The 16,965-nt window shown below is 69.9% G+C and carries 15 protein-coding genes; 3 read left to right on the forward strand and 12 right to left on the reverse strand.

Annotated features, from left to right (window positions below; translation table 11 throughout):
* The 3 genes from fusA to ACFQW6_RS21355 all read left to right on the forward strand — a co-directional run bounded on the left by fusA (position 1) and on the right by ACFQW6_RS21355 (position 4,206).
* Positions 1 to 2,067 (forward strand): elongation factor G, encoded by a 2,067-nt coding sequence (gene fusA / locus ACFQW6_RS21345; protein ID WP_378550774.1) that lies wholly within the window; start codon positions 1 to 3, stop codon positions 2,065 to 2,067.
* 73 nt (positions 2,068 to 2,140) lie between these two features.
* Positions 2,141 to 3,334, forward strand: coding sequence for an elongation factor Tu (tuf, locus tag ACFQW6_RS21350; protein ID WP_300049773.1), 1,194 nt, complete (start codon positions 2,141 to 2,143; stop codon positions 3,332 to 3,334).
* A 281-nt stretch (positions 3,335 to 3,615) separates the two neighbouring features.
* Positions 3,616 to 4,206, forward strand: a complete 591-nt coding sequence (locus ACFQW6_RS21355; protein ID WP_378550413.1) for a mismatch-specific DNA-glycosylase — start codon at positions 3,616 to 3,618, stop codon at positions 4,204 to 4,206.
* A 28-nt stretch (positions 4,207 to 4,234) separates the two neighbouring features.
* Here the strand turns inward: ACFQW6_RS21355 and ACFQW6_RS21360 are convergent, their stop codons facing one another.
* The 12 genes from ACFQW6_RS21360 to ACFQW6_RS21415 all read right to left on the reverse strand — a co-directional run bounded on the left by ACFQW6_RS21360 (position 4,235) and on the right by ACFQW6_RS21415 (position 16,808).
* Entirely contained in the window at positions 4,235 to 4,654 is a 420-nt protein-coding gene (locus tag ACFQW6_RS21360) for a hypothetical protein (RefSeq protein ID WP_378550416.1), read from the reverse strand.
* A gap of 32 nt (positions 4,655 to 4,686) precedes the next feature.
* The gene (locus ACFQW6_RS21365; protein WP_378550419.1) at positions 4,687 to 5,130 is read right to left on the reverse strand and encodes a VOC family protein; all 444 of its coding nucleotides are present in this window, start codon (positions 5,128 to 5,130) and stop codon (positions 4,687 to 4,689) included.
* A 9-nt stretch (positions 5,131 to 5,139) separates the two neighbouring features.
* Positions 5,140 to 5,616, reverse strand: a complete 477-nt coding sequence (locus tag ACFQW6_RS21370; RefSeq protein WP_378550422.1) for a helix-turn-helix domain-containing protein — start codon at positions 5,614 to 5,616, stop codon at positions 5,140 to 5,142.
* The gene (locus ACFQW6_RS21375) at positions 5,613 to 6,974 is read right to left on the reverse strand and encodes a transaminase (RefSeq protein WP_378550425.1); all 1,362 of its coding nucleotides are present in this window, start codon (positions 6,972 to 6,974) and stop codon (positions 5,613 to 5,615) included. The genes ACFQW6_RS21370 and ACFQW6_RS21375 overlap by 4 nt, the downstream gene beginning before the upstream one ends.
* Before the next feature lie 7 nt (positions 6,975 to 6,981).
* The gene (locus ACFQW6_RS21380) at positions 6,982 to 8,439 is read right to left on the reverse strand and encodes an NAD-dependent succinate-semialdehyde dehydrogenase (RefSeq protein ID WP_378550428.1); all 1,458 of its coding nucleotides are present in this window, start codon (positions 8,437 to 8,439) and stop codon (positions 6,982 to 6,984) included.
* A complete protein-coding gene (gene gabT, locus ACFQW6_RS21385; RefSeq protein WP_378550431.1) occupies positions 8,439 to 9,812 on the reverse strand; it encodes a 4-aminobutyrate--2-oxoglutarate transaminase in 1,374 nt (457 codons plus the stop codon). Before gabT ends, ACFQW6_RS21380 begins: the two co-directional genes overlap by 1 nt.
* A complete protein-coding gene (locus ACFQW6_RS21390) occupies positions 9,809 to 11,092 on the reverse strand; it encodes a saccharopine dehydrogenase family protein (protein WP_378550434.1) in 1,284 nt (427 codons plus the stop codon). Before ACFQW6_RS21390 ends, gabT begins: the two co-directional genes overlap by 4 nt.
* Positions 11,093 to 11,123: 31 nt before the next feature.
* Positions 11,124 to 12,005 carry an ABC transporter permease gene (locus tag ACFQW6_RS21395; protein WP_378550437.1) on the reverse strand — a complete coding sequence of 294 codons (882 nt, stop codon included), beginning with the start codon at positions 12,003 to 12,005 and terminating at the stop codon, positions 11,124 to 11,126.
* A gap of 1 nt (position 12,006) precedes the next feature.
* Entirely contained in the window at positions 12,007 to 12,918 is a 912-nt protein-coding gene (locus ACFQW6_RS21400; RefSeq protein ID WP_378550439.1) for an ABC transporter permease, read from the reverse strand.
* Positions 12,915 to 14,018: an ABC transporter ATP-binding protein gene (locus tag ACFQW6_RS21405; RefSeq protein ID WP_378550442.1), complete on the reverse strand. Its 1,104-nt coding sequence runs from the start codon at positions 14,016 to 14,018 to the stop codon at positions 12,915 to 12,917. The genes ACFQW6_RS21400 and ACFQW6_RS21405 overlap by 4 nt, the downstream gene beginning before the upstream one ends.
* 1 nt (position 14,019) lies before the next feature.
* Complete coding sequence (locus ACFQW6_RS21410) at positions 14,020 to 15,270, reverse strand: PotD/PotF family extracellular solute-binding protein (RefSeq protein ID WP_378550445.1); 1,251 nt, start codon at positions 15,268 to 15,270, stop codon at positions 14,020 to 14,022.
* 92 nt (positions 15,271 to 15,362) lie between these two features.
* Positions 15,363 to 16,808: a gamma-aminobutyraldehyde dehydrogenase gene (locus ACFQW6_RS21415; protein WP_378550448.1), complete on the reverse strand. Its 1,446-nt coding sequence runs from the start codon at positions 16,806 to 16,808 to the stop codon at positions 15,363 to 15,365.
* Positions 16,809 to 16,965: the final 157 nt, after the last annotated feature.

Genomic DNA, 16,965 nt, shown 5'->3' on the forward strand with positions numbered 1-16,965 from the left:
ATGGCGCACATCGACGCCGGCAAGACCACCACCACCGAGCGCATCCTCTTCTACACCGGCATCACCTACAAGATCGGTGAGGTCCACGAGGGTGGCGCCACGATGGACTGGATGGAGCAGGAGCAGGAGCGCGGCATCACCATCACGTCCGCCGCGACGACCTGCTGGTGGAAGGACCACCAGATCAACATCATCGACACGCCCGGCCACGTGGACTTCACCGCCGAGGTCGAGCGCTCGCTGCGCGTCCTCGACGGCGCCGTGGCGGTGTTCGACGGTGTTGCCGGTGTCGAGCCGCAGACCATGACGGTGTGGCGCCAGGCCAACAAGTACTCCGTCCCCCGCATGTGCTTCGTCAACAAGCTCGACCGCACCGGAGCGGACTTCTTCCGCTGCGTCGACATGATGGTCGAGCGCCTCAACTCCACCCCGCTGGTGCTCCAGCTCCCCATCGGTGCGGAGTCCGACTTCCTCGGTGTCGTCGACCTGGTCGGCATGCGTGCCCTCACCTGGCGCGGCGAGACCACCATGGGCGAGGACTACGAGGTCGAGGAGATCCCGGCCGACCTCGCCGAGCAGGCTGCGGAGTACCGCGAGAAGTTCATCGAGACGCTCGCCGAGGCCGACGACGAGATCATGGAGAAGTACCTCGAGGAGGGCGACGAGAACTTCACCGTCGCCGAGCTCGAGGCCGCGATCCGTCGCGCCACGCTCGCCGACAAGCTGAACCCCGTCCTGTGCGGCACCGCGTTCAAGAACAAGGGCGTCCAGCCCCTGCTCGACGCGGTCGTCAAGTTCCTCCCGTCGCCGCTCGACATCGACGGCATCCAGGGCCACTCGGTCAAGGACGAGAACGAGATCATCGTCCGCCAGCCGTCCGACGACGAGCCGTTCTCCGGCCTGGCCTACAAGATCGCCTCCGACCCGCACCTCGGCAAGCTGATCTACGTCCGCGTGTACTCGGGCAAGCTCGAGGCCGGCTCGACCGTGGTCAACTCGGTCAACGGCCGCAAGGAGCGGATCGGCAAGGTCTACCAGATGCACGCCAACAAGCGTGAGGAGATCGCGTCGGTCGGCGCCGGGCAGATCGTCGCCGTGATGGGTCTGAAGGACACCAAGACCGGTCACACGCTCAGCGACCCGAACAACCAGGTCGTCCTCGAGTCGATGACGTTCCCGGCCCCGGTGATCGAGGTCGCGATCGAGCCCAAGACCAAGAGCGACCAGGAGAAGCTCGGCACCGCCATCCAGCGGCTCTCCGACGAGGACCCGACCTTCACGGTCAAGGCCGACGAAGAGACCGGCCAGACGATCATCGCCGGCATGGGCGAGCTGCACCTCGAGATCCTGGTCGACCGCATGAAGCGCGAGTTCCGCGTCGAGGCGACCGTCGGCAAGCCGCAGGTGGCTTACCGCGAGACCGTCCGCAACACGGTCGAGAAGCACTCCTACACCCACAAGAAGCAGACCGGTGGTTCGGGTCAGTTCGCCAAGGTTGTCGTCAACCTCGGTCCGAACATCGATCCGGAGACCGGCACGGGCGCGGGCTACGAGTTCGTCAACAACGTGTCCGGTGGTCGCGTGCCGAAGGAGTACATCCCTTCGGTCGACCAGGGTGGCCAGGAGGCCATGGAGTTCGGCGTGCTCGCCGGGTACCCCATGGTCGACGTGAAGTTCTCCCTCGAGGACGGCGCCTACCACGACGTCGACTCGTCCGAGCTCGCGTTCAAGATCGCCGGCAACCAGGCCTTCAAGGAGGCCGCACGCAAGGCAAAGCCGGTCCTGCTCGAGCCGATGTTCGCCGTAGAGGTCACCACGCCCGACACGTTCCTGGGCACCGTGATCGGCGACATCAACTCGCGCCGTGGCCAGATCCAGGCTCAGGAGGAGCGTCACGGCGACATGGTCGTCAACGCCCTTGTGCCCCTGTCCGAGATGTTCGGGTACGTTGGCGACCTGAGGTCCAAGACCTCCGGTCAGGCGTCGTACTCGATGGAGTTCGACTCGTACGCCGAGGTTCCCACGAACATCGCCGACGAGATCATCAAGAAGGTCCGCGGCGAGTAACCTCGCCCGGATCCTCGGCACCAGCACCACCCCACACCCACGAGTCAAGTAACAACAATCAGGAGGAGCCCCAGTGGCTAAGGCGAAGTTCGAGCGGACCAAGCCGCACGTCAACATCGGCACCATCGGTCACATCGACCACGGCAAGACGACGCTGACCGCGGCGATCACCAAGGTGCTGCACGACAAGTACCCGAACCTCAACGAGGCTTCGGCGTTCGACCAGATCGACAAGGCTCCCGAGGAGCGCCAGCGCGGCATCACGATCTCGATCGCGCACGTCGAGTACCAGACCGAGGCGCGCCACTACGCGCACGTCGACTGCCCCGGTCACGCCGACTACATCAAGAACATGATCACCGGCGCGGCGCAGATGGACGGCGCGATCCTCGTGGTCGCCGCCACCGACGGCCCGATGCCGCAGACGCGTGAGCACGTGCTGCTCGCCCGCCAGGTCGGCGTGCCGGCCCTGGTCGTGGCGCTCAACAAGTGCGACATGGTCGACGACGAGGAGCTCATCGAGCTCGTCGAGATGGAGGTGCGCGAGCTCCTCTCCGAGTACGAGTTCCCGGGCGACGACATCCCCGTGGTGCGCGTTGCCGCCTTCCCGGCCCTGCAGGGTGACGAGAAGTGGGCCGACTCGATCGTCGAGCTCATGACGGCGGTGGACGAGTCCATCCCGACGCCCGAGCGCGAGACCGACAAGCCCTTCCTCATGCCCGTCGAGGACGTCTTCACGATCACCGGTCGTGGCACCGTCATCACCGGTCGCATCGAGCGCGGCATCGTCAAGGTCAACGAGGAGGTCGAGATCATCGGCATCCGCGAGACCGCCCAGAAGTCGACCGTCACCGGTGTCGAGATGTTCCGCAAGCTCCTCGACGAGGGCCAGGCGGGCGAGAACGTCGGTCTGCTCCTCCGTGGCACCAAGCGCGAGGACATCGAGCGCGGCATGGTCGTCATCAAGCCGGGCACCACGACGCCTCACACGAACTTCGAGGCCTCGGTCTACATCCTCAGCAAGGACGAGGGCGGCCGTCACACGCCGTTCTTCAACAACTACCGTCCCCAGTTCTACTTCCGTACGACTGACGTGACCGGTGTTGTGACCCTGCCCGAGGGCACCGAGATGGTCATGCCGGGTGACAACACCGAGATGTCGGTCGAGCTCATCCAGCCCATCGCGATGGACGAGGGCCTGCGCTTCGCCATCCGCGAGGGTGGCCGCACGGTCGGCGCCGGCCGCGTCGTCAAGATCACCAAGTGATCACCGCCGGTCGCTGACCGGCACCCTGCTCCACTGCGAAGGCCCCGGACCTGCTGGTCCGGGGCCTTCGTCCTGCCGGTGGGAGACCAGCCCACTCCGGCCCGGCCTGGGGCTGGGGCTGGGGTTTGGGGCTTCGGCTCGAATGGACATCGTGGAAGGTCCGCGTCACCAGGCGACTCGGACCTTCCACGTTGTCGACGCGATCCCCGGATATCCGGGGATCGCGCAGGCCCGGGCCACCGGCGTCCGCGGGCCCGCCAGCCCCGCGGCAGGATGGAGCCATGGGGTTCACCAGGGCCGAGCTCGAGACCTTCCGCGACGTGGAGGTCCCCGACCTCCTCCCGGCCGCCGGCCAGCCGCTGCGGCTGCTGTTCGTCGGCATCAACCCGGGACTGTGGACCGCGGCCACGCAGTCCCACTTCGCCCGACCCGGCAACCGGTTCTACCCCGCGTTGCTGCGCGCCGGGATCCTCACGTCTGCGATCGACCCGGCAGCAGGCATGACCGACGAGGACCGCGACGTCCTCCTGCGCCAAGGGATCGGCATCACCAACGTGGTGCCGCGCGCGACGGCGCGCGCCGACGAGCTCACGGCTGCCGAGCTCCGGGAGGGCGGGGAGCGGCTCCGGGCACTCGTGGCCGAGCGCCGTCCGGAGGTCGTGGCGGTGGCCGGCGTCACCGCCTACCGGACGGCGTTCGGCGAGCCCCGCGCCAGGGTCGGCGAGCAGCCCGGACGCTGGGGCGCCTCGCGCGTGTTCGTGGTGCCGAACCCGTCCGGGCTCAACGCCCACGAGACCGTCGCCACGCTCGCCCGGGCGTACGCCGAGGCGGCCCGCGCTGCGGGGGTGCTCGGGAGCACGCCGGAGCCGTGACCGGACGCCGCTGGGCAGGGAGCGTTCCTCAGACGGCGTACGGCGGCGGGAGCAGGCCGTGCTGGACGAGCAGCCCCTCCACCCGTCGGCGCTCGTGGTCGAGCTCGTCGCCGGGCGGCAGGATCGCCAGCAGGTGGGGGCACCCCATCATGTCGGCGGCCTCGCCGAGGACGCGGTCGTAGGCCAGCCGGCAGCCCTCGTACTTCGCGAAGCGCATCCCGCCGCGGTGGAAGGTGGAGTGGAGCCGGCGCAGGTCGGCGCCCACCCTCTCGACCGGCCGGTGGAGGGGGACCACGTCGGCCCCGCGCCGCCGTGCGCGCCCCGCGCGCCGTGCAGCTCCTCGGGCACTGCGCCACTCGGCGAGGTCGCCCCGGAGGGCAGCACAGGCCAGCCGGACCAGCACCAGCACCGTCAGCAGCGCGCCGACGGTGACGAGCCAGCTCCTCATCCGTCCACGGTACGCCGACCGCGCTCGGCGCGTCAGCCCATGTCGACGCCCTCGAAGTCCTCGGGGGCGTAGTCCCGCTTCTCGACCAGCACCATCCAGTTGCCGGAGTTGTCGCGCATCAGCGCCTCGACGCCGTACGGCCGCTCCTCCGGCTCCTGCAGGAACTCCACGCCCTTGGCCTTGAGGTGCTGGTAGGTCGCGTGGCAGTCGTCGACGTTCATCCCGATGCCGGGCAGGCCGCCCTCGTCCTGCGCGCGCTTCATGGCCTCGATGAGGTAGTCGGGAAGGGGGCCGCGCGGAGTGGTCAGGTGGAGGTGCACCTCCGGTTGCTCGGGGTGGAAGACCGTGCACCAGCGGAAGTCGGGACCGAGCTGCAGGTCGTCGCCGACCTCGAAGCCGAGGACTTCGGTGTAGAAGGCGAGGGACTCGTCGATGTCCTTCACCCAGACGGACATGAGAGAGATGTTGGTGATCATGGGACGAGCCTAGGAACGACCGGCGCCGTCCTGCTTCTCCTGCGTTGCGGTGGTGTCCGCACCGTGCCTCTCGACGAGGCCGGCCATGAAGACGTAGCACCCGGGGATGCGCGGGTTCCCTGCCGCGGCGTAGCGCCGCTGGAAGTCGCTGGGACTCTCACCGACGATCTTGCGGAAGCGGGAGCTGAACGAGCCGAGGCTGCTGTAGCCGACGGCGTGGCACACCTCGGTCACGGTCAGGTTGGCGGCGCGAAGCAGGTCCTGGGCTCGCTCGACGCGGCGCTCGGCGAGGTACGCCGCCGGCGTCGGGCCGTACGTCATCGCGAACGACCGGATGAAGTGGTACCGGCTCATGCCGGCGAGCCGTGCGAGGTGGTCGAGGTCGAAGGGCTCGGCGAAGTGCCGGTCGAGGTGGTCGCGCGTGCGGCGCAGGTGCACCAGCACGTCGCCGGGGACCCGTCGCGGCCCGGCCGCGGGCGCGGTCATCCGAGCAGGGCCTCCACGGCGCCGCGGAACGCCGACGTGTGCGCGTCGACGTCCGTCCGGTCGTGGAACGGCGAGAAGAGCGACATGTTGTGGAACGGAGCCAGCAGCACGCCGCGGTTGACGGTCCAGAGGTGGAAGAACGCGTCGAGCTCCTCGTCGACGGCAGCCGCGGCCTCCGCGCCGGTGCGCGGCGGCGGGCAGAACCAGTACTCCGCCCGGCAGCCGAGCCGCTGGACGTGCCACGGCAGGTCGTGCTGGGCGATGACGTCCCGGATCCCGTCGGTGAACTGCTCGGCCAGCGGGATCGACACGTCGAAGTCCTCCTGCCGCAGGGCGGTGGAGAGGGTGGCCCGCACGGCGGCCATGGCGAGGGCCGAGCCGGACAGGGTGCCGCCGACGCCGGCGACGTCGATGTCGTGCCCGAGCATCGGACCCTCGAGCCGAGAGGCGACCTCCTCGGTCATGCCGTAGGCCGCGACCGGGATCCCACCGCCGATGGGCTTGCCGATGACCACCAGGTCCGGCTCGAGGTCCCAGGCCGCCGTCGCGCCGCCCGGGCTGGCGCAGATCGTGTGCGTCTCGTCGTTCACGAGCAGCACGCCGTGGCGTCGGGTCACCTCCCGGACGCCGGCGAGGTAGCCGTCGTCGGGCAGCACGATGCCGATGTTGGTGAGCGCCGGCTCCATCAGCAGGCACGCGACGTCGCCCTCCGCGAGCCGGGCGTCGAGGGCGTCGAGGTCGTTGAACGGCACCACCGCGGTGGTGGCGGCGACGTCGACCTGCGGTCCCAGCGCGCCGGGACGTGCGACGACCCGGTCGCCCGCACGACCGTGCTCGAGCACACCGAGGGTCTCGTCGACCGTGCCGTGGTAGCACCAGTCCATCACCGCGATCCGCGGCCGGCCGGTGAGGTGGCGCGCGAAGCGGAGCACGAAGCGGTTGGCGTCGGTGGCCGTCATCGCCATCTGCCACCGGGGGAGTCCGAAGCGGCGGCTGAGCTCGCCGGCGACCCAGGCGGCGTCCGTCGAGGGCAGCATCGTGGTGATGCCACGCTCGGTGCGCTCGCGCACCGCCTCGGCCACGGCCGGCAGGCAGTGGCCCGTCATCGAACCGGTGTCGCCGAGGCACAGGTCGACGAAGTTGATGCCGTCGACGTCGGTGAAGCGGCCTCCCGCCGCCGACTCGACGAACAGCGGGAAGGAGCCCGGCCAGCGGGTCATCCACGGCATCGGCACGCCCGCCAGCAGGTGCGCGCCCGCCTCCCGGGCCAGCCGAGCCGAGGTGGGGTGCAGGTCGACGAAGCGCTGCTCCTCCTCCGCGTGCAGGGCGGCCAGCCGGGACCGGTCGACCGTCGTCACGGGCACCTCACAGGGCGCTGCCGACGTACTTGGTCTCGAGGTACTCCTCGATCCCCTCGAAGCCGCCCTCGCGGCCGTAGCCCGAGTGCTTCACGCCGCCGAAGGGGGCGGCGGGGTTGGACACGATGCCGGTGTTGACGCCGACCATGCCGAAGTCCAGCGCCTCGCTGACACGGAGCACACGGGCGTGGTCGCGGGTGAAGACGTAGGCGACCAGTCCGTACTCGGTGTCGTTCGCCCGCCGGACCGCCTCGTCCTCGTCGCCGAAGGTGGAGACCGGCGCGACGGGGCCGAAGATCTCCTCGCGGAACACCCGTGCCGAGGCGGGTACGTCGACCAGGACCGTGGGCGGGTAGAAGTGTCCGGCTCCGTCGGGGACCGTGCCGCCGACGAGCGTTCGCGCACCGCCGGAGACGGCGTCCTCCACGAGCTCGTGGACGCCGGCGCGGGCCTTCTCGGTGATGAGCGGACCGACGTCCACCCCGTCCTCGGTGCCGTCCCCGACCCTCAGGGCGCCCATGCGCTCGGCGAACCGGCGGGAGAACTCCGCGGCGACCGACTCGTGCACCAGGAACCGGTTGGCCGAGGTGCAGGCCTCGCCGATGTTGCGCATCTTGGCCAGCATCGCGCCGTCGACGGCGGCGTCGAGATCGGCGTCCTCGAAGACGAGGAAGGGCGCGTTCCCGCCGAGCTCCATCGACACCCGCAGCAGCTGGTCGGAGGCCTGGGCGACGAGCTTCCTGCCGACCGCCGTCGACCCGGTGAAGGTGAGCTTGCGCAGCCTCGGGTCCTTGATGATCGGCTCGCAGACGCCGCCGGAGTCCGTCGTGGTGACGACGTTGAGCACACCCGGCGGCAGGCCGACCTCCTCGAGCAGCGCGGCCAGGGCGAGCATCGTGAGGGGGGTCTCGGCGGCGGGCTTGACCACCATCGTGCAGCCGGCGGCGATGGCTGGCCCGATCTTGCGGGTCCCCATCGCGAGCGGGAAGTTCCAGGGCGTGATCATCAGCGTCGGGCCGACAGGCCCCTTCATGGTGATAAGCCGCGTGCTGCCGGTCGGTGCGGGGGAGTAGCGCCCGTGGATGCGGACGGCCTCCTCGGAGAACCACCGGAAGAACTCGGCGCCGTAGGTCACCTCGCCCTTCGCCTCGGCCAGCGTCTTGCCCATCTCCAGGGTCATCAGCCGCGCGAAGTCGTCGGCCCGCTCGTTGAGCAGCTCGAACGCGCTGCGCAGCACCTCGCCGCGCTTGCGCGGCTCGGTGGCGCGCCACTCCTGCTGGGCCTCCGCAGCGGCGGCGAGGGCGCGCTGGCCGTCCTCCGGCCTGGCGTCGGCGACGCGCGTGAGGACGCCGGCGTCGGCCGGGTTGTGCACCTCGAAGGTCGCGCCCCCGGTGGCGTCGACCCAGTCGCCGCCGATGAGGAGCTGGGTGGGAACGGTCTCGATCACGGAGTCAGTCACGGCCATCACCCCACCCTGCCACCAGGACCACCGACCGCCTCCTCGAAGGCGGCCCCGAACACGTCGAGCCCCTCGGCGAGCAGGTCGTCGCCGATCGCGAGCGGCGGCAGGAACCGGAACACGTTGCCGAAGGTGCCGCACGTCAACGTCACCAGGCCCTGAGCCGAGCAGGCCCGGTGGACGGCTGCCGCGAGGGCGGGGTCCGGCGTACGTCCCGGGCCGTCGCTGACGAGCTCGACCGCCAGCATGGCGCCGCGTCCGCGGACGTCGCCCACCCGGTCGGGGTGGCGCTCGGCGAGGGCGTGGAGACGCGGCAGGAAGGCGGCCTCGATCTCCCGTGCACGGGCCGGCAGGTCCTCGGCCTCCATGGTCTCGATCGCGGCGAGCGCAGCGGCGCAGGCGACCGGGTTGCCGCCGTAGGTGCCGCCGAGGCCGCCGACGTGGACGGAGTCCATCACGTCCGCGCGACCCGTGACGGCTGCGAGGGGCAGGCCCCCGGCCATCCCCTTGGCGGTGGTCACGAGGTCCGGGACCACACCTTCGTGGTCGCAGGCGAACCAGTCGCCGGTGCGCGCGAAGCCGGTCTGGATCTCGTCGGCGATGAGCAGGATGCCCTGCTCGCGGCACCACTCCGCCACCTGCGCGAGCCACCCGGGCGGCGGGACGATGAAGCCGCCCTCGCCCTGGATCGGCTCGATGAGCACTGCGGCGCAGCTGTCCTCGCCCACCTGCGTGTGCACGGTCGCGACGAACGCGTCGAAGGCCTCCTCCGCGCACGCCTCCGCGCCGCCCGGCCAGCGGTAGGGGTAGGCCATCGGTGCCCGGTAGACCTCGCCGGCGAACGGGCCGAAGCGGTGCTTGTAGGGCATCGTCTTGGCGGTCAGCGCCATCGTGAGGTTCGTCCGCCCGTGGTAGGCGTGGTCGAAGACGACGATCGCGTCGCGGCCGGTGTGGTGGCGCGCGACCTTGACGGCGTTCTCCACCGCCTCGGCCCCGGAGTTGAAGAGCGCGGACCGCTTCTCGTGGTCACCCGGGGTCAGGTCGGTCAGCTTCTCGCAGACCGCGACGTACTCCTCGTAGGGCGTGACCATGAAGCAGGTGTGGGTGAAGTCGGAGACCTGGCGCTGCACCGCCTCGACCACCCGCGGGGAGGCGTTGCCGACCGTGGTGACGGCGATGCCCGAGCCGAAGTCGATCAGCTGGTTGCCGTCGACGTCGCGCAGGATGCCGCCGCCGGCCTGCTCGACGTAGACCGGCAGCGTCGTGCCGATGCCGGCGGAGACGGCCGCGACCTTGCGTGCCTGGAGCGCCTGCGAGCGCGGCCCGGGGATCTCGGTGGCCAGGATGCGTTCCTGGGTGAGCGTGGGCGGGGTGTTCATGTTCGGTCCTCCATCCCCCACGGAGAGCCGTAGCCCTCCGGCTTGGGTGCGGCGAGCAGGTCGAGGAAGGGCTTCGGCGGCAGGGCCTCGGGCCCGAGGACGCCGCTGCCCGACCAGGTGCCGTCGGCCAGGAGCTCCAGCGCGACGACGGGGTTGATCGCGGTCTGCCAGACCACGCACTGCGCGCCGTAGTCGCGCATCGAGTCGGCGTTGTCGACGACGTGGAAGAGGTACGTCGACCGGGGCGCGCCGTCCTTGCCGGTGCCGGTGACGAAGAGCCCGGCGCAGGTCTTGCCCTCCATCCGCGGCCCGATCGTGGCCGGGTCGGGCAGGCACGCCGCCACCACGTCGCGGGGTGAGACCTGCACGCCCTTGACCGACACCGGCTCGGTCGAGTCGAGGCCGAGCGTGTGCAGGGTGCGGAGCATGCCGATCATCTCCTCGCCCAACCCGTACTTGAAGGTGACCCGGTCGGCCTCGACCCAGCGAGGCATCAGGAGCACCTCCTCGTGCTCGACGTGCACGCACTCGACGGGCCCGATGCCGTCGGGGAAGTCGAACACCTCGGGCTCGGAGAAGGGCGGCAGGGTGAAGAAGCCGGCCTCCAGGTCGCCACCTCCCCGCTCCCGCTCCCACACGACGGGCGGGTTGAGGCACTCCTCGATGATGGTCCACATCGAGAAGCCGGGCGCGAACACCTCGTTGCCCTGGTCGTCTCGGATGACGAGGTTGGCGCCGTCGCGGGTGCCGAGCTCGTCGATGTGGTCGAAGAGCTCGTCGGCGGCGTAGCGGGCGAACACGTCGGACAGGCCCGGCTCCACGCCGATGCCGAGCAGCGCGAGCCGCCCCGCCGCCTCCCACTCCGCGGCCCGGGCGAACTGCTCGTCGCCGAGCTTCACACCGACCTTCTCGTAGGGGGCGTCGGGGTGGCGCGTGGACAGGCTCATGGCCATGTCGAGGTAGTCGGCCCCCGCGGCGAGCGCGCCGGTGAAGATGGGCATCACGAACCGGGGGTCCACGGCGTTGAAGACGTGGGTGGCACGGACCTCGCGGGCGAGCGCGGTCACCGCGTCGGCGTCGGAGGCGTCGACCTGCGCGGCGCTGAAGCGCTCGTCGCCCGTACGACGTCCGCGCGCCGCCGCCACGGTGCGTTCGGCCCGCCCGACGTCGTGGTCGGCGACCACCCAGGCCTCGAAGAAGTCGCGCTCCACCGCGATCCGGGCCGCGGCGTCGCCGACGCCGCCGGCACCGACCATCAGCACGCGTATGGGTCCAGACACTCGATCTCTCCTAGCGGGAGGGGAAGGGGGATCAGCTCTTGTACTTCGAGGCCCGCACCGAGCTCACGCCCTGCGCGCCCACGACGAGCAGGACGGCGATCACGAACATCGAGAAGCCGATGACGTTGGCCTCGGCGGGGATGCCGCGCCGCGAGGCGACGTAGACGAACTTGGGGAACGTCGACTCGTTGCCGGAGACGAAGTTGGTGATGATGAAGTCGTCGAAGGACAGCGAGAAGGCGAGCATCGCCGCACCCGCGATGCCGGGCAGGATCAGCGGGAAGGTCACCCTCCAGAAGGTCTGCATCGGGCTCGCGTAGAGGTCCTGGGCCGCTTCCTCGACCCGTGGGTCGAGGGACTGGATGCGAGCCCGGACCGTGACCACCACGAAGCTGACGCAGAACATGATGTGCGAGAAGACGATGGTGCCGAAGCCGAGGTTGATCCCGATGTTGGCGAAGCCCTGCACGAAGATCGTCAGCAGCGCGGCGCCCATGACGATCTCCGGCGTGGCCATCGGCACGAAGATCAGCACGTTGCTGGCCGCCTTGCCCCGGAACCGGTAGCGGACCATCGCCAGCGCCATCAGCGTGCCGAGCACCGTGGCCACCACCGTGGAGATCACGCCGACCTCCAGCGAGGTGACGAGCGACTCGCACACGCCCTGGACGCCGCACGGGTCCTGCCAGTGCTCCCACGTGAAGCCCTGCCACACGATGTTGGTCTTGCCGTGGTCGTTGAACGAGAAGGCGAACGTGTAGGCGACCGGCAGGAAGAGGTAGAGGAGCACCAGGATCGCGCTGATCATCGCGAAGTGGTTGGCCAGCCAGACCTGGGCCCGCTTGCCGGCGGACGGCCGGTAGGACGTCGGCGAGCTCGAGGTCGCGGGCGCGGTCGGGCGCGTCGTGGTCATCTCACACCAGCTCCTCGGTGCCGAAGCGGCGGACGTAGAGGAAGACCAGCACGAGGATCGCAGCCATCAGCGTGAAGGACAGCGCCGCGGCCACCGGGTAGCCGCCGGGGACGGCGAGGAACTGGTCGTTGATGACGTTGCCGATCATCTTGCCGCGCTGCGGGCCGAGGAGCTCCATGTTGACGAAGTCGCCGGCCGCCGGGATGAAGGTGAGCAGCGTCCCGGCCAGGACCCCCGGCATCGAGATCGGCAGCGTGACGGTCCGGAAGGTCGTGAACCCGTTGGCGTAGAGGTCGCCGCCCGCCTCGATGACGCGAGGATCGGCGCGTTCGAGCGAGGCGTAGATGGGCAGCACCATGAACGGCAGGAAGTTGTAGGTGAGGCCTGCGACCACTGCGATCGGCGTGTTGATGATGTGCCCGTCGGGCAGCACGTTCAGGAAGTTGAGCACGCCCGCCACCCACCCCTCGTCGGCCAGGATCTGCGACCACGCGAACGTGCGGAGGATGAAGGAGGTGAAGAACGGCGCGATGACGCAGATCATCATCAGGTTGCGCCACCTGCCGGCCTTGAACGCCATGGCGTACGCCAGCGGGTAGGCCACCGCGAACGCCAGGAAGGTGGCCAGGCCGGCGTAGAGGAACGACCGGGCGAAGTGGGGGGCGTAGTCGGTGAGGGCGCTGGCGTAGTTGGCGAAGTTGAGGTCGCGGTAGTAGTAGCCCGGGAAGCCGGGGTAGCGGCTCTGCAGGCTCACCGACGCCAGCTGCACCAGCGGCAGCAGGAAGAAGACGCCGAGCCACAGCACGCCCGGCAGCATCAGCAGGTAGGCCGTCCAGGACCGCTGCCTGGCCACGGGCGCCGCGGGCGCCGGCTCCAGGTCCGGGTCGCCCGCCACCTGCGCGAGCGCGCTCATACGGGGTTCTCCGAGGGCACACCGAACGCGTGGCCGGGGTTCCAGGTCAGCCAGACCTCGTCGCCGGGTCGCAGGTCGAGCGGCTCGACGTCGAGGTTCTGCTCGTAGCAGCTCCAGGTCGCACCGCTCGGCATGTCGACCAGGTAGCTGGTGGCCACCCCCAGGAACGACACGTCGCGGACTACGCCCTTGACGTCGTTGCCGGCGCCCTCCGGCTGGGTGCGCGACACCGTCACCTTCTCCGGGCGGACGCCGAACAGCACCTCGCCCTCGTGCACCTGGGAGCGGGACCTCAGGATCTTCACGGGCGTGCCGAGGACGTTGACGACGAGGTGGTCGCCGTCGACGTCCTTGATGGTCCCGACCCCGGTGTTGGCCTGCCCGAGGAAGTTGGCCACGAACCGGGTGCGTGGCAGGTCGTAGAGCTCCTCCGGCGCGCCGAGCTGCTCGATGTGGCCGCTGTTCATCACCGCGACCGTGTCGGCCATGGTCATGGCCTCCTCCTGGTCGTGGGTCACGTGGATGAAGGTGAGCCCCACCTCGGTCTGGATGCGCTTGAGCTCGACCTGCATCTCGCGGCGCAGCTTGAGGTCCAGCGCGCCGAGCGGCTCGTCGAGCAGCAGCACCTCCGGGTGGTTGACCAGGGCCCGCGCCAGGGCCACGCGCTGCTGCTGCCCGCCGGAGAGCTGGGCCGGCTTGCGCGCGGCGAAGGACGACATCTGCACCAGCTCCAGCGCGTCGTCGGTCCGCGCGGCGGCGTCGGCGGCCTTGCGGCGCTTGGGCCCGAAGGCGACGTTGTCGCGGATCGTCAGGTGCGGGAACAGCGCGTAGGACTGGAACACCGTGTTGACCGGGCGCTCGTAGGGCCGGGAGCCGGTGAGGTCGGTGTCCCCGATCATCACCCGTCCCGCGGTGGGCTGCTCGAGACCGGCGATCATCCTCAGCGTGGTCGTCTTGCCGCAGCCCGACGGGCCGAGCAGGGCGAAGAAGGTGCCGCGGGGGACCACGAGGTCGATGCCGTCCACCGCGGTGAAGTCCCCGAACCTCTTCGTGACGCCCTCGAGCCGGAGGTCGCCGCTCGCTTCGCGAAATCCGGCCATGTCAGTTCCCCATCACCTTCGTGGACCACAGGTCGGCGTACAGGATGTCCTCGTCCGCGTCGAGCACCCGGAACTGCTGGACGTTGTTGTCGGCGATGAACTCCGTGGTCGGGAAGATCCACGGGCTCTCGGCCAGGTCGGGGTCGATCTTCTCCATCTCGGCCTGGGCCCCCTCGACGGGACACACGTAGTTGACCCACGCGGCCACCTGCGCCGCGACCGCCGGGTCGTAGTAGTAGTCCATCAGCCGCTGGGCGTTCGCGCGGTGGGTCGAGGTGATGGGGACCATCATGTTGTCCGACCACAGCGTGCCGCCGGACTCCGGCAGGGTGAACGTCCAGTTGGGGTCCTCGGTGTCGTAGGCGAGGACGAAGATGTCGCCGCTCCACGTGATGCCGGCCACCGCGTTGCCGCTGGTGAGGTCCTCCATGTAGGAGTTGCCCTTGACCTTGCGGATGTAGCCCTCGTCGATCTTCTGCTCGATGAAGTCGAGCGCCTTCTCGAACTCCGCCTGCCCCCAGTCGCTCTCGATGTCGACGCCCTGGGACTGCATCACCAGGCCGGCCGTGTCGCGATACTCCGAGAGCACGACGACGCGGCCCTTGAGGTCGTCGGTCCACAGGTCGTCGAGGGACTTCAGCTCGCGACCGACCTTCTCCTTGTTGTAGCCGATGCCCGCGAAGCCGCTCTGCCACGTGATCGAGTGGAGTCGACCGGGGTCGAAGGAGGCGTCCTTGAGCGGCTGCAGCAGGTTGTTGACCACGTTGGGCATCTGGATGAGCTCCAGCGGCTGGACCACCTGGTCCCGGATGAGCCGGGCCGCCATCCAGTCGGTCAGGGTGATGATGTCGCGGTCGATGTCCTGCCCCGCGCGCAGCTGCGGGCCGACCTTGGCGTAGTAGGAGTCGTTGTCGTCGATCTCCTCGAAGTAGCTGACGTCGATGCCGCTCTGCTCCCTGAACGCATCGAGGGTCGGGGACCTCGTCTCCTTGCCGTTCATGTCGAGGTACGCCGTCCAGTTGGCCCACTTGAGGACCTTCTCCTTGTCGGAGACGTCGGTGGGCAGGTCGAGGCTGGCGATGCCTCCGGCCGCCGGCGGCTCGGGCGGCGCGCACCCGGTGAGCGCCAGGCCGGCGCCCGCCGCCACGCCGGTGCCGAGCAGCGCCCGGCGGCTGAGCCCGCCGGAGGCAGCCGCGGTCAGCGCCGCGGCAGGCGTGGACAGGGGGCGCCGTCGGCGCGGGATCGGTCTCATCGGTGCATCTCCTCCGCTTCGTCCCCGAGTCGTGCAGGTGTGGTGGTCGTGGCTGTGCCGGCTTCGATGCCGGCCATCTGGGCGCGCGCCGCTCAGCCCTCGATGTTGGCCATGACGTGCTTGACGCGCGTGTAGTCCTCGAAGCCGTACATCGAGAGGTCCTTGCCGTAGCCGGACTTCTTGTAGCCGCCGTGCGGCATCTCCGCGACGAGCGGGATGTGCGTGTTGATCCACACGCAGCCGAAGTCGAGGGCCTTCGACATCCGCATCGCCCGGCCGAAGTCCTTCGTCCACACCGACGACGCGAGGCCGTAGTCGACGCCGTTGGCCCAGCGGAGCGCCTCCTCCTCGTCGGTGAAGCGCTGGACCGTGATGACGGGGCCGAAGATCTCGTTCTGGATCGCCTCGTCGTCCTGTCGCAGGCCGGACAGGACGGTGGGCTCGAGGAAGTACCCGTCGCCGAGGTCCGTACGACGGTTGCCGCCCGCCGACACGGTGGCGTGGGACGGCAGGTCCTCGATGAACCGGCTCACCCGGGCCAGCTGCGTGGCGTTGTTGACGGGGCCGAAGAGGGCGTCCTCGTCGTCGGGCAGCCCCACCGGTGCCGAGCCCTTCGCGTAGTCGGCGAGCGCGGCCACGAAGTCGTCGTGGATGCCGGGGGCGACGAGGACGCGGGTGGCAGCCGTGCAGTCCTGGCCAGCGTTGAAGTAGCCGGCGATCGCGATGCCCTCCACCGCGGCCTCGATGTCGGCGTCGTCGAAGACCACGACCGGAGCCTTGCCGCCCAGCTCGAGGTGGACCCGCTTGACCTGCGGGGCGGCGCTGGCCGCGACCTCCGCGCCGGCGCGGACCGAGCCGGTGATCGCGACGAGCCCGGGCGTCGGGTGCTCGACGAGGAGGCGGCCGGTCTCGCGGTCGCCGGTGACGACGTTGAGCGTCCCGGCCGGGAGGAACTCCGAGGCGAGCTCGGCCAGCCGCAGCGTGCTCTCGGGGGTGGTGTCGCTGGGCTTGAGGACGACCGTGTTGCCGGCGGCGAGGGCCGGGCCGATCTTCCACACCGCCATCAGCAGCGGGTAGTTCCACGGCGTCACCTGACCGACGACGCCGATCGGCTCGCGACGGATCCACGACGTGTGGCCGGCCATGTACTCGCCCGCCGCCTTGCCCTCCAGCACGCGAGCCGCCCCGGCGAAGAACCGGAGCTGGTCCACCATCGGCGGGATCTCCTCGCTCGCGGTGAGCGCCTTGATCTTGCCCGTGTTGGCCGACTCGAGGGAGATCAACTCCTCGGCGTGGGCCTCGATCGCGTCGGCGATCTTCAGCAGCGCCTGCTGGCGCTCGCTGGGCGTCGTAGACCCCCACTCGCCGAAGGCCCGGTCGGCCGCCTCGTAGGCCGCGTCCACCTCCTCCGCCCCGCTGACGGGCGCCTGGGCGACCACCTGGCCGGTCGTCGGGTCGACGACGTCGCTCGTCGCGCCGGCGCTGCCGTCGACGTACGTGCCACCGATGAAGTTGCGGAGCGTGCGTGGGCTGGTCACGGGGTCCTCCCGGTCGGGTGCGGTGAGGGGAGACTAGGACGGGACGGACGACAATCGCCATACTTGTTGCCGAAGATTGTGCGGGAATCGCGGAATTAACAGTCCCGAAATGCGGATTCCGCGCTCAGTGACTTGCGAACCGGCGGTCTCACGTCCA

Origin of the sequence: Nocardioides sp. GCM10028917, assembly GCF_042666175.1 — a bacterium.
In the GTDB taxonomy this organism is placed as follows: domain Bacteria; phylum Actinomycetota; class Actinomycetes; order Propionibacteriales; family Nocardioidaceae; genus Nocardioides.

What these genes read in the sequence shown, in the direction of transcription:
- fusA (WP_378550774.1), top strand. Translation starts at nt 1, where the DNA reads ATGGCGCACATCGACGCCGGCAAGACCACCACCACCGAGCGCATCCTC.
- ACFQW6_RS21355 (WP_378550413.1), top strand. Translation starts at nt 3,616, where the DNA reads ATGGGGTTCACCAGGGCCGAGCTCGAGACCTTCCGCGACGTGGAGGTC.
- ACFQW6_RS21360 (WP_378550416.1), bottom strand. Translation starts at nt 4,654, where the DNA reads ATGAGGAGCTGGCTCGTCACCGTCGGCGCGCTGCTGACGGTGCTGGTG.
- ACFQW6_RS21365 (WP_378550419.1), bottom strand. Translation starts at nt 5,130, where the DNA reads ATGATCACCAACATCTCTCTCATGTCCGTCTGGGTGAAGGACATCGAC.
- ACFQW6_RS21370 (WP_378550422.1), bottom strand. Translation starts at nt 5,616, where the DNA reads ATGACCGCGCCCGCGGCCGGGCCGCGACGGGTCCCCGGCGACGTGCTG.
- ACFQW6_RS21380 (WP_378550428.1), bottom strand. Translation starts at nt 8,439, where the DNA reads ATGGCCGTGACTGACTCCGTGATCGAGACCGTTCCCACCCAGCTCCTC.
- gabT (WP_378550431.1), bottom strand. Translation starts at nt 9,812, where the DNA reads ATGAACACCCCGCCCACGCTCACCCAGGAACGCATCCTGGCCACCGAG.
- ACFQW6_RS21395 (WP_378550437.1), bottom strand. Translation starts at nt 12,005, where the DNA reads ATGACCACGACGCGCCCGACCGCGCCCGCGACCTCGAGCTCGCCGACG.
- ACFQW6_RS21400 (WP_378550439.1), bottom strand. Translation starts at nt 12,918, where the DNA reads ATGAGCGCGCTCGCGCAGGTGGCGGGCGACCCGGACCTGGAGCCGGCG.
- ACFQW6_RS21405 (WP_378550442.1), bottom strand. Translation starts at nt 14,018, where the DNA reads ATGGCCGGATTTCGCGAAGCGAGCGGCGACCTCCGGCTCGAGGGCGTC.
- ACFQW6_RS21410 (WP_378550445.1), bottom strand. Translation starts at nt 15,270, where the DNA reads ATGAGACCGATCCCGCGCCGACGGCGCCCCCTGTCCACGCCTGCCGCG.